The organism is bacterium, assembly GCA_019912885.1.
In the GTDB taxonomy this organism is placed as follows: domain Bacteria; phylum Lernaellota; class Lernaellaia; order JACKCT01; family JACKCT01; genus JAIOHV01.
The window spans coordinates 1-12,117 of sequence record JAIOHV010000133.1 but is presented as its reverse complement, the minus strand read 5'-3'; the positions used below and the strand labels follow the sequence as shown (position 1 = coordinate 12,117).

At 65.9% G+C, this 12,117-nt stretch carries 10 protein-coding genes; 1 reads left to right on the top strand and 9 read right to left on the bottom strand.

The annotated features are described in order from the left end of the window. Positions 1 to 197 precede the first annotated feature (197 nt). The 8 genes from ispH to K8I61_11185 all read right to left on the bottom strand — a co-directional run bounded on the left by ispH (position 198) and on the right by K8I61_11185 (position 9,488). Entirely contained in the window at positions 198 to 1,949 is a 1,752-nt protein-coding gene (gene ispH, locus K8I61_11220) for a 4-hydroxy-3-methylbut-2-enyl diphosphate reductase (protein ID MBZ0272598.1), read from the bottom strand. Positions 1,950 to 2,027: 78 nt separating this feature from the next. Then, positions 2,028 to 2,858, bottom strand: coding sequence for a prolipoprotein diacylglyceryl transferase (lgt, locus tag K8I61_11215; GenBank protein MBZ0272597.1), 831 nt, complete (start codon positions 2,856 to 2,858; stop codon positions 2,028 to 2,030). A gap of 149 nt (positions 2,859 to 3,007) precedes the next feature. Next, complete coding sequence (locus K8I61_11210) at positions 3,008 to 3,259, bottom strand: hypothetical protein (protein MBZ0272596.1); 252 nt, start codon at positions 3,257 to 3,259, stop codon at positions 3,008 to 3,010. Between the two features lie 187 nt (positions 3,260 to 3,446). Continuing rightward, on the bottom strand, positions 3,447 to 5,477 hold the full coding sequence (locus K8I61_11205; GenBank protein MBZ0272595.1) for a zinc-dependent metalloprotease: 2,031 nt from the start codon (positions 5,475 to 5,477) through the stop codon (positions 3,447 to 3,449). A gap of 429 nt (positions 5,478 to 5,906) precedes the next feature. Next, positions 5,907 to 7,175 (bottom strand): hypothetical protein, encoded by a 1,269-nt coding sequence (locus K8I61_11200; protein ID MBZ0272594.1) that lies wholly within the window; start codon positions 7,173 to 7,175, stop codon positions 5,907 to 5,909. A gap of 346 nt (positions 7,176 to 7,521) precedes the next feature. Further along, positions 7,522 to 8,934 carry a terminase family protein gene (locus K8I61_11195; protein MBZ0272593.1) on the bottom strand — a complete coding sequence of 471 codons (1,413 nt, stop codon included), beginning with the start codon at positions 8,932 to 8,934 and terminating at the stop codon, positions 7,522 to 7,524. A 55-nt stretch (positions 8,935 to 8,989) separates the two neighbouring features. Further along, positions 8,990 to 9,190 (bottom strand): hypothetical protein, encoded by a 201-nt coding sequence (locus K8I61_11190; GenBank protein MBZ0272592.1) that lies wholly within the window; start codon positions 9,188 to 9,190, stop codon positions 8,990 to 8,992. Beyond that, the gene (locus K8I61_11185) at positions 9,183 to 9,488 is read right to left on the bottom strand and encodes a hypothetical protein (protein ID MBZ0272591.1); all 306 of its coding nucleotides are present in this window, start codon (positions 9,486 to 9,488) and stop codon (positions 9,183 to 9,185) included. Before K8I61_11185 ends, K8I61_11190 begins: the two co-directional genes overlap by 8 nt. A gap of 693 nt (positions 9,489 to 10,181) precedes the next feature. Here K8I61_11185 and K8I61_11180 point away from each other — a divergent pair. After that, positions 10,182 to 10,934: a hypothetical protein gene (locus tag K8I61_11180; GenBank protein MBZ0272590.1), complete on the top strand. Its 753-nt coding sequence runs from the start codon at positions 10,182 to 10,184 to the stop codon at positions 10,932 to 10,934. A 115-nt stretch (positions 10,935 to 11,049) separates the two neighbouring features. Here the strand turns inward: K8I61_11180 and K8I61_11175 are convergent. Then, positions 11,050 to 12,117 (bottom strand): DNA repair protein RecN (locus tag K8I61_11175; protein ID MBZ0272589.1); only part of this gene is annotated, 1,068 nt, incomplete at its 5' end.

Sequence of the window (12,117 nt, the reverse complement as noted above, 5' to 3'; positions counted from 1 at the left end):
GCGTAGCGGAGTACGCGGTCGCGTACGCGCCGGTGTCAGGGCCGCAAACGGAGCGCAGCGGAGTGCGCGGTTGGCAACGAGCCAGCAAAAAGGCAGGCGAAGGCGGTGATGCCGGGGCGGGGTCGACCGCGCACTTCGCCGCCCCGCTCGGAGCGGGGCGGCTGCGTTTGCGGCTCTGACGGCGCAGGCCGGCGCCGCTACGCGAGGCCGGCGAGGGTCCAGGCGATGGCGATAAGGCCGGCGAGGACGAAGTGGCCGTCGACGACGAGGTCGCGGCGGACGACGCTGACCTTTTCGAGGTTGTAGCCGCGGCGATGGAAATAATACGCCTCGCCGGCAACCCACAGGCCGAACAGGCCCGCGAGCGGCGGGAGGATGCCCGTGACGGCGGAAAGGACGAGAAGCGCGGCGAGCGAGCCGGCCGCGTATTTGAGCCCCTGGGCGGTTTTCTTTTCGCCGTAAACGAGCGGAATCGTCTCGCGGCCGACCAGGCGATCGGCGTTCATGTCCGTAAGGTCCACGATGACCGAACGCATGCCGGTGGCCAGGAACAGGAACAGGAACGTCGCGAGCGTGGCGGGCAGGTCGCGATGCTCGGCGAGGAAAAACAGCGGGAAGACCGTGACCATCGCCCAAGCGGAGGCGACGAAGAAGTTCTTGCTGGCCGCGATGTCCTTGAGCCGGCGGAAACGCACCTTCGCGAAGCGGCGCGGCACGACGCGCACGGAGTAGAGCAGGCCGAGCACGCTTGCGGTGAGGATCAGAAGGAACGGCAGCACGCCCATCGCGATGCTGATGCCGATGGCGACCGCGGCCGACACGACGCCCGCGCCTTTCATGAGGGCGGTGTGCTTTTCGTAGAAGCGCGCGCGCTTGGGATCGTCGCGGAACTGGTCGAGCGTTTTTTCGGTGAAGCGGTTCAGGACGTGCATCGAGAACACGTAGCAGAACACGAGCCAGAAAAACGACGCGGCGAACGGCACGCCCTGGAGGCTCGCCGCCACGTAACAAAGCGCGCCGGCGGCGAAGCTCGTGAAGACGCTGGTGACGGCGAGCGTTTCGAGCACGCGCTTGGCCTTGGCGAGCACGGGCGATTTGCTCTCGTCCTCGAGCGTTTTCAGATACGCCATGACGCGGTCGATCGACCAGGAAGGCGTGCTGGCGCCGGCGGTGACGCCGACCCGCGCGTAGGGCGTGAAGTCCACGCCGATCAGCTCGTCTTCCGTTTCGATGTGCCACGTCGGCAGGTTGAATTCCTCGCGCGCGATCTGCGCGAGGCGCTGCGTGTTGCCGGAGTTCTTTCCGCCGATGACGATCATCGCCTCGACCTGGCCGCAGATCTCGAGGATGTCGGACTGCCGCTCCGTGGTCGCGTCGCACATGGTGTCGCGGATGACGACGCGGTCGCCGAAGCGCTCGCGCGCGGTCGCCATGATGCGCTGCCATTCCTGGACGTTGGTGGTGGTTTGCGTCACGAGGATGAACGGCCGGTCCGGGGGGATTTTGTCGAGCTCGTGCTCGCCCTCGATGATGAGGTAGTTGTTCTCGCCCGCGTATCCGATGATGCCGAGCACCTCGGCGTGGTGCTCCTCGCCGTAGATGACGACGAAATGCCCCTTGCGCGCGTAAGCGCCGACGGCCTTCTGCACGCGCTTCACGATGGGGCAGGTGTTGTCGAGGATCTTGTCGGCGCGCTGTTCGAGCTCGGCATAAACCTGCGGCGAAACGCCGTGCGACCGGATGATGGCAAGCCCGCCGTCGACATCGATGACGTCTTTTGCGGTGTGCACGTCGCGGTGCGAAAGCAGATCAACCACCTGCGGGTTATGGACAAGCGGCCCGAGGGTGGTGACCTTGCCTTCCTTGCCGACGTCGACCTCGAGGGTTTTGTTCAGCGCCAGGCGCACGCCCCAGCAAAAGCCGGCGGTCTTGGCGAGGATGAATTCCAAATCGGCTCCTATGAACGCACCCCGGAGGGGTGCTCCTACACATCGCGATCCAACACATCGCACCCCGGCGGAGTGCTCCTACACCGTTGCGGGGGCGCGATAAACGACCCCCTCCGGCTTGATTCGGCCATCGCGAATCCGCCGTTTTTGGCGGACGCAGTATATCGCGAGCCCGGCGGCGGCGCCAATCATGGCGACGCTGATCCACTGGCTTGTCGAGAGGGGTCCGAAGGTGCCCCGGCTGACGTCGCCGCGCACGGATTCAATGGCGAAGCGGCCGACGCCGTACATCGCAAGCTGGATCGCGAACAGCTCGCCGTAGATGCGGTTTCGCTTTTTCTCGCGATAGATCATCACCGTGGCAAACATGCAAAGGCCGAAAAACGCCTCGTAAAGCTGCGTCGGATGGAGCGGCTGCGCGCCCCAGACCTTGTCCGGGCGCGATCCGTCGGGAAAAACGACCCCCCAGGGAAGCGAGGTCGGCTCGCCGTAGCAGCAGCCCGCCATGAAGCAGGCGAAGGTCCGATGGATGGCGAGGCCGAGGCCGAAGTACGTCGCGGCGATATCCATGAGCGGCAAAAAAGGGTGTTTTTTGTAACGGACATAGCCATACGTGCCGGCCATGGCGCCGAGGTATCCGCCGTACATGACGATGCCCTGCCTGCGGTTGAAAAGCCGGGAGGGGTCCGCGAGGTACGTGCCGGGGTGGACGATCACGTCGATGAAGCGCGCGCCGACCATGAGGCCGATGACGGTCCACACGAGCATCGTGAGGATGAGTTCCGGGTTGAAGCCTTCCCTCGCGGCGCGGCGCGTGGAGGCGACGGCGCCAAACAGCAGCGTCAGCGGGAAGAACACCTGGAAGAAGTGGATATCCGTGTCGCCGATGGAGAACAGGATTGGATGCAACTGGCTACCTTCGTCCCGAATTCATGGACGCGCCGGGCGCGCGGTCCGTTCAAAAATGGCGGTAAATTTTAGCGGAAACGGCGCCGAAATGAAATCAGACCAATTGGGAAATGGGAATGCCCATCGCAAGCCCATTCGTCATTCGTCAATCACAAACCGCCTTGCAATTTGTCGCGGGCGCGGTCGTAGGCGGTGTAGGCGGCGACGAGATGGCAAACCCAACCGAGTGCGCCGCCGGTGCCGATCCAGAAGCCGGGCGTGATGACGAGCCAGAAGATGCCGCGCCAGAAGTCGCCGTTGTAGATCTGACCGACGCCGGGGATGACGAGCGAGAGAACGGCGGAGGTGCCGGGCTGGTCGGTTTTCGGCAAAACGATTCCTTTCCGGAGGGGTGAATCCATAGATTACACCGATTTCACGGATTCTGAAGGCGTCGCGGCGCGTGGGGGGAGGCTTGTTTTCGAAGCAGGTGAGGACACCTGCGGTCCCGGGGAGGGGCCGCGCGAGTCGAAGGGCGCGCGTGGTATTTGGGGGCGCGGCGGCGAGACGGCGTTCGCAAGGCCGAGCTGGCGCTCGGCGGACTCAGGGTCAGCAGCCGCAGCCGCAGCTTGCTTCGTCGTCGTTCTTGCGCTCGGCACCGGCGTCCGGGAGGAGGTCGGTGTCGTCGTCGGAGGAGGCGTCGTCGTCGCCGCCCGTGTCGTCATCGTCCGGGAACGGCGAGCCGCCGGTGTCGTCCGTGTCGTCGTCGGGCAGGCCGTCGTCGCCCGTGTCGTCATCCGCGTCGTCGTCCATATCGTCGTCCGTATCGTCGTCCGCGGTATCGTCGTCGGTGGCGTCGTCGTCATCGCCGGGGATCGTCGTGGTGGTCGTCGTCGATGTCGTGGTGGTCGTGGTGGATGGTTGAGTTGTCGTCGAAGACGTTGTCGTCGTTGTCGTCGTTGAAGATGTGCTTGTGGTTGTTGTCGATGTCGTCGTCGATGAAGACGTTGTCGTTGTGCTTGTGGTTGTTGTCGTGGTGCTCGTCGTTGTCGATGACGACGTTGTCGTGGTCGTCGTCGTACTCGTCGTTGTCGATGTCGATGTAGACGTTGTGGTTGTCGTGCTTGTGCTTGTCGTCGTTGTCGTCGGCTGCGTCGTGGTCGAAGTCGAAGTGCTCGTCGAAGTAGACGTCGAAGTGCTCGTCGTCGTGGTGGTCGTGGTCGTGGTTGTGGTCGTAGAAGTTGTCGTGGTCGTCGTGGTGGTGGTCGTCGTGGTGGTCGTCGTGGTGGTCGTGGTCGGGACGACGCGGAAGTTCGCGGTGGTGAACGCGGTGTTGTTGAGCGTCTTGCGGTTGTCCGCCGCTTCGGGATCGCCCTCGACGATGCCGGTGACGCGGCCGTCATGGATGCCGTCGGGATTCGACCAGCGCAGGATGCGCGTGCAGCTTCCGCCGTTGTCGGTGCACCGCGTGTTGTAGGCCATCACCGTGCGCCAGCCCGCGGCCTCGTCGACGTAACCGTGATTGTATTTGTACGGGAAATTGTCGGTGTCATCGACGTATCGGTCGTGGCGCGCCGACATGTTGTGGCCGATCTCGTGCCCAAACGTGTAGTTGCCGGTCGCGCACGAGAGCTTGGTGACGGAGAAGCCGGAGTCCTCGAAACCGGGCGAGATGACCGACATGATGTAGGCGATGCCGCAGCCGCTGCCGGTGTTCGAGATGAGCACGACGAGATCGGCGAAGAGCGTATCCCGCAGCGCGTGAAGCTCGTCCATGTTGCCGTCGTTCTTGAATCGCAGGCGCGCGAGGTCGATCGACATGTCGAGCGTGGACTCGGTGTAGGCGGTCTCAGCCGTGCCCACGAGGCGCAGGCGGTGATTGACGCCGCTGTCCTCGTACCCCTGGTTTGTTTCGTCGACGGCTAACTGGATGACCGCGCCGATGTCGGGTACGGCGCCCGCGGCGGCGGGGGTGTAGGCGACGAGTACGTCGACCAGGGAGCCGTCGTCCACCGAGCCGACCGGCGGCGCGGCGGCAGCGGTATCGGCCGGCGCGATGACCTCGTGCGCCGGTCCGGTTTCGCATTCGGGGAACGCGGCGCCGTCGACCTCGATGACGTCGTGCAGGCCGTCGAAACGCGGGCGGATCTGATAGAGCGCGCCGCCCGCGCCGATGTTGCCGGTGACGCGCCCGTCCCTCACGACGAGCACGACGTGCGAGATTTCCTCGCCGGCCACGCGCCCAAACCAGGTGAAATCGCGCGGGCCGCGCCGAACGACGCGCTCACCCAACGCGAGGAATTGCGCATCGTCAAACAGCGGCAGGAAAATCTCGTCGCGCGCGCCGAGCGCGCCGCCTTCGATGGCGACCGGCCGCAGGCGCGCGGCCTCGCCGGGTCCATCGGCGCGCGTGTCCACGCCCAGGGCGCGATCGTCGATGTCGATGAGGAAATCGGTGATAAGCCGCGCGGGGGCATCGCCGCCGCCCGGCGCGGTCAAGCCCGCGACGGTCGACGCCGCGTCAACCGGGCGAGCGCCGGGATCGACGTCGCACGCGGCGGCGAAGACGAGCGCGCACGCGAGCGCCAAAATCGCGAAACGCGGCGCGCGGGCGCGGCGGGCATCAAAGCTGGAACGCACGATTCCCATCCCCACAGGTATCGGTAAAACGATGGCGACTGTTTACCCGAAAACCGGGCGGGTGGCCATGCGGGCCGGCTTACGGTTCGAAGCGCGCCACGCTCCGAGACGGAGCTTCCGGGATCGGGTTTGGCGTATAAGCGGGCCAGCGGCCCGCGGTCCCAGGGGCGGTGTCAGGGCCGCAAACGGAGCGAAGCGGAGTGCGCGGTTGCGTCCGCGCCGGCAAATCACCTTCGAAGCAGGTGAGGACACCTGCGGTCCCGGGGAGGAGCCGACGCGGGAAAATGCGAGCGCGTTATTTGGGGGCGCGGCGGGAAGAGCGCGGTTGAATCGAAGCAGGTGAGGACACCTGCGGTCCCGGGGGGAAAATTCGAAGCAGGCGGGACGCCTGCGCTCCCGGCAAGGGACTCGGTCGATCCTCGATCCTCGCTAGAAAGCGATTTGCGTCTGGAAGAGTAGCTCGTCGTCGGCGATGCCGGTCTGCGTGTCGGCGAGTTTTTTGTTCATCACCTCGTAGGCCTCGGCTTTGTAAACATAGTTCACGGACAGCATCGCGTAGTAGGACTCGATGTAATAGTTGAGGCCCGCGGTGATGTGCGTGATTTCGTCTTCGTCGCCGTGCGTATCCGCGTCGTTCGTGAGGTCGGGGTCGAGCCAGTCGTATCGCGCGACGAGTTCAAGGGGCACGCCCTGATTCTTGAAGTTGAAAGCGAGCATGGCGTACCAGGAGGCCGTGTCGTATTCGAAGGTGTCGTCGGGGCGTTCGCCGTTGGGATCGTCGGACGGGCTGTTGTCGAAACGCACCTGCTCGTACATGCCCTCGGCGAAGACGTTCAGACCGACTTGCGAGAGGTAGACGAGGCCGGCGTTGGCGATGCCGACGCGCGCGTTGTGCTCTTCCTTCTCGCCTTCCTTCACCTCGAAGTAGTCGAGCGGGGTGCCGTACCAGTAGCCGCCGAACAGGCGCAGGCCGTCGATCGGCTTGACGGCGAGCGAACCGTAGACGTCCTTGGCGGTGTTCTCGTCGTCCCACTGGTCTTGCGTGTTCGTGCCAAGGGGCGCGCCGCCGCGATCGAAGGGATTGAGGGCGAGGCTGATTTCCTGGCGGCCGTTCGTCGCGCCGAAATCGACATCGACGTATTTGTGCGAGACGGAGACCTGCGCGCCGGTCTGGCGCTGCACGCCGAGCCAGTCGTTCATCTGCGGCAGGCGGACGAGAAAGGTGTTTCCCTTGAACATCGGGTTCCAGTAGGTGAACCGGGGGTTGTAGCGCCCGAACGCGATCGACGTGTACGGGATGTAGGAAAACGCCATCAGCGCGTCGAGCGTGCGCGGGCCGGCTTCGTCGGCGAGCTCCATCTGGAGGAAGTAGCCGACGCGGTCGTCCACGACGTTGCCCCGGAAGGTGAGGCGCGCGCGGCGGATGACGAATTCGAGGTCGGATTCGCGATCGACCGCGGCGCGGATGTTGCGCTCGCCGGCGTCGATCGCGCCGTCGCCGTCAAGGTCCGCGTCGACGGTCTCGAGGATCTCGTCGCCGATGTAGTAATTGAGGCCGACCTGCAAGAGGCCGCCGATGGTGAGGTTGCCGAATCCGACCCGGGCCGGCTCAAGCTCCGCGTGCGCCGCGCCGGGCGCCGCAAGCGCGAAAACGACGATCGCCGCCGCGATGAACGAGGCCTGGCGCGCAAGGGTCATGGGCACCTCCGGGGGAGTTTCCGGGACGTTATCGAGGGGGAGGAAGGGGGTCAAGGCTGGAAGAACAAGAGGCTGAAAGACTGAAAGCCGGAAAGGCTGGAAGGTCGTCGCGGAATCGCAAGTCTACGGAACACGGAGGGCACGGAGGAGAAACGGAGGACACGGAGGAGACACCGAGGACGCGGAGCGAACAGAGCCGCGACCGTCAGGGAGCGGTCGCCCGCTTCGAAGTGGCGAGCCGGCTGTCGGGAGGGGAAGCCCGGCGGCTTTTCCAAGTGGCCATCTCGCATGGAGTACGGGGAGGCCGCTTGCTTACGCGCGCGGCTCCGTCGCGGCCGCCATCAACTCACCAAAACGCGGGGCGGTGCGTGTTGTGGTGGAGGGCGTAGCGGAGCGCGTCGAGGGCGTGGTCGTCGCGCTTTTCGGGCTCCTCGGAGGCGGCGTCGTCGTTTCGCCAGCGGTAGGCGGGCAGCTCGGAGAGAAGGTGCGTGCATCGTTCACTCACGCGGAGGCGCGGGCCGATGGGAATTGAATTTTGTTCACGCGGAGAGGCGGAGGACGCGGAGATGGTGAGGTGATCGGATTGCATGTTCGCGAGCGCCGGCACGTGCAGGAGCGTGGCGACGGTCTGGATGCCGGCGGCAACCTCGTTTTTGGCGGCGCGGGCGGGAAGGCCCTCGGCGCGCAATGCCCGAATGTGCTCCGGTCGCGACGGATCGCACAGGAACATCGACGGGTGATATTTTTCCGCAAGGACGCAAGCGATTTCGAGCCACGACGCACCTTCAAATTCGGAATTGCGAATTGGGAATTGGGAATGGAATCGCATTGCAGCTTCCGCGTTCGTCCGCGGATTGGAAATCGCGTCCGTTGCGGCGCGGATCGGCAGGCCGGCGCGGACGATTTCGTCGAGCACCCACCACGTGCCGTCGCCGTCACGGGCGACGACGATCATCGCGCCGGGATTGCGGTAGCCCCAGTCCACGCCGACGCGCGTCTCGGCGAACGCGGCGGGCAGGTCGGCGGGCGTCGCGAGGTGGACGCGGCGGTCGAACTCCTCGTAGATCTGGCCGACGAAGGCGTCGAAGCTCGCCAGGTATTCGCGCGCGAAGTAGCGCGCGGGCAATTCGAGGCGCGCGGCTTCGACCTCGCGCGCGAGGTGCGGCAGCGCCGTATTTTGCGCGGTGGTGAAGTGGACGCTGGTGTAGGAGGGCTGCTTTTTTGCGTCGCCCGGCATGCCGGCGCGCCAGATTTCCTCGTGGAACCAGTTGCGGGCAAGCGGGGTGGTCGAAAAAACGCCGAACCCCTCGCGGTCGGACAGGCGCATGCGCAACTGCCCCTTCCACGCGTCCGGATCGACGCGCGCGGCCTCGTCGATCCACAGGCCGTCGAGGCCGACGCCGACGAGCCACTCGGGGCGGTGCGCGCTTTTCATCTCGATGACGATGCCGCCGAGAAGCTCGATGCGTCGCTCGGTTTTTGAATACGCTTTCAAAAGGCGGGGCGACGCGGCGCGCAGCACGGCGAGGATCTCGCGTTCGGCGACGGTGCAGAGGTCGTAGGTCGGGGCGACGGCCCAGTAGTGCAGCGGCCCGCGTTTCCAGAATCGGTCGGCGAACACGCGGCGCAGAAACTCGCGCGCGGCGCCGTAGGTCTTGCCCGAACGCACGCCCGCGCAAACCGCGACAAAACGCGTGCCGGCGGCGTGAAGCTCGCGCTGCCCGGCATGCGGGCGGTAGTTGGCGAAGAGATTGATCATCGTGTGTTGGACGCTTTGATTATGCGGTACACGGAGAGCACGGAGAAATTTGGGGTCAGCCGATTCCGGGGATGGCAATGTTGACGACGACGACCTGGTCCTCGCCGGATTCGGCGAGGGCGGTTTCGCCTTTCTGGGCGCGTTCGAGCAGGCGCGTGATGAGCTCGAGGTCCTCGCGCTTGCCGTCCTCGATCGGCATCGTCTCGATGCGGTTTCGGACGCGCTCCCAGATGGCGAGATAGGATTTTTCAATCACGGCGGACTCCGACGACAAGGCGTGCGAACCAGCGCGGCGGGTGGCGCTCGGCGAGGATGATCGGGTCGCGCGCGCAATAGCCGGCATCCAGGCGGTACTGATTCCAAAGGGCGGTCAGGGTCGCGTGTGGAAGGGGCTCGAAAAAGCCGCAGACGATGTTTCGCGCGCCCGCCGGCTCGACGACCCACAGGCCGTCGCCGCAGCGAACGCGCTCGGCGTATCCGCATTTGACGCACGTGCGTCGATGAAATCCCGCGTGGAAATCGTGGCGGCCGGCGCCGCATCCGCGTTTTGCCATGTTCCGACGCCTAGCTCGCGGGCGCGGAATGCGCCCCGCTACCCATCGCGAACTGACCGGGTGCGTGGGGGGTCAAAGAGCGGCTTGCCGTGACGCAAGGGGGAAGATGGCGCGCGGTGGCGCGAAATGGCGCGGTCGTTGCGATGTCAGTGCCGCAAACGGAGCGCCGCGGAGTGCGCGGTCGCGTTCGAGCCGGCAAATCGCATTCGAAGCAGGTGAGGACACCTGCGGTCCCAGGAAGCGGCCGGTTCGGCGAGACGCGGGCGTGGTATTTGAAAGTGCGTCGGGGAGACGAGGATGGTTGAACCGAGGCGGCGGGGGCGTGTCTCCAAGCGGGCGAGCAGCCCGCGGTCCCGGGATTGCCGATCCTTCGCCTGCGCTCAGAAGGGGTTCGGCGTTCCCAGGGCCGGGCTCACACTCGGCGGACTTTTGGGCCGAACTGGGGTTCGGCGTTCCCAGGGTGAAACGCGGCTTGACGCGATTTGGCGCGGCTGTTTATGTAGGCGGGCTTTGGCGAGCTTTGCGGCGATCTTTCGACGGCGCCGTTCCACGGAGTCTTTTTCCATGACGCGAAATCGTGAATTTTTCTTGCCGCGCGCCGCGCGAGGCCCGCTCCCTGATCCTTCGGCTACGCTCAGGACAAGCTCTCGCGGTTCGTCTCCGGGAACGCGAGATGCGCATGCGGGGCGCCGCGTGTGGATCGCGCTTGCGATCGGCGGGTTGTTTGTCGCGCTCGCGGCGGTGGCCTTTGCCGAGTCGATGCGCGGGCAGCTTTATCTCGTGACCAAGCAGGCCACCCTCTCCTATCGCGCGGGCGCGCCGTGCCTGCCGGGCAAGGAGGGCGACGGCGTCGAGGAGTTCTGCGACCGCAATCATCTTTGCCCCGACGGGCAGGTGGCCAACAGCCTGATCGCGCATGTGGACACGCAAGACGGCAAGACCGCGCTGATGGGCCTTGGGCTCGCGTGCCGCGATCCGAATGAGATCTACTCGAACGAGCGCGTGGGGATGAACGTCACGAGCGAGACGGGCCGCACGTACGTCGATTCGTGCGACACGGGCTTTTTCCTCGCGGGCGCGGAGGCGTACACCGAGGATCGCCAGAACGTGACGGGCATCCGCGCGATCTGCCGGCGATATTGGCCGGTCGAGACGAACGCAAGCGCGAATATTTACGGCGAGGGCACGCAGTCCGAGGCGATCACCTGCGGCGAGGGCCAGTTCGCGATCGGCCTGAAGACGAGCCACATCGTGCCCGCGCCGGAGGACAAATCAAGGCTTGCCGAGGCGATGGCCGCGGCCGACGAGCCGACCGCCGAACCGGCGCCGCCCGCGCTCGAACACCCGGTTTTTCGCAACTTCCGGTTCTTCTGCGCCGAGATGCGGCACTGGATCGGGAACCCGGAGGACGTGCGGGATCCGAGGGATCCGAAGACGAGAAAGTAGGAAACAGGAAATAGAAAATAGGGAATCGCAAGGGACCGTTCGGAGGGGCGGGCGATTTTGGACACGTTGAGGGCGGTCTTTCGGGGCGGCCCTTTTTTGTTTGTCCGCGGATAACCTAACCGCCCTTTGCTTGCCGCGGCGCGCGTTTTTTTTCCGGCGCGGACACGCGCGATTGCGACGGGGCGAGCATTTCGCGCGCGGCGGCGCGGTCGGCATTTGTGATCGTGACGCCGCCGACCATGCGGGCGAGTTCGTCCTCGCGCTCGGCTTTCGCGACCTCGCGCACGCGCGTGACGGTGCGTCCGCCGGCCTGCTCTTTGGCGACGACGAGGTGGCGGTCGGCCAGGCCCGCGATGCGCGGCAGGTGCGTGATGCAGAGGACCTGGTGGTTTTGCGCGACGGACGCGAGCTTGCGTCCGACCACTTCGGCCTGAGCGCCGCCAAGGCCCTGATCGACCTCGTCGAAGATCAGCGTCGGCACGTGGAAGGCCCGGGCAAGCGAGTTCTTGATCGCGAGCATGACGCGCGAGAGTTCGCCGCCGGAGGCGACGCGAGCGAGCGGGCGCGCGGGTTCGCCGGGATTGGCGGCGAGGAGGAATTCCGCGCGCTCGGCGCCGGTGGATTCGACGCGGGTTAGTGTCAGGTCGGGACCACCCGCTCCCTGACGGTCGCGGCTCTGACCGACGTCGCGGCGATCGCCGAGAAGGAGGCCCGCGCCGTCGGGGACGGCGATGAAGGCGACGTCGAAATGCGCGCCGTTCATGGCCATGTCGGCCAGTTCCGCGTCGATGGATTTGGCGAGCTTTTTCGCGGCGGCGCGGCGGTCCTTCGATAATCCAGCGGCGGCGCCGGCGAGTTCCTTTTCGGCGCGGGCGGCGGCGTCATCCGCGGATTTGATCGCGGCGTCGAGGTTGCCGAGCGACGCGCGTTCGTCGGCCGCGCGGGCGCGCTCGGCGAGCACGTCGGCAAGCGAGCCGCCGTATTTTTTTGCGAGGCGGCGGACCGTCTCCAGGCGCTCGTCGATGTGTTCGAGCTCGCGCGGGTCGTGCGTCATGCCGTCAAGGTAATCGGATGCGGCGCGGCCGGCCTCCTGGGCCGCGATGACGACATCGTCGAGGAGCCGTGCGACCGGCGCGAACGTCTCGTCGATCGACGCGGCGTCGGCGGCGCGGCGCGCGAGCAG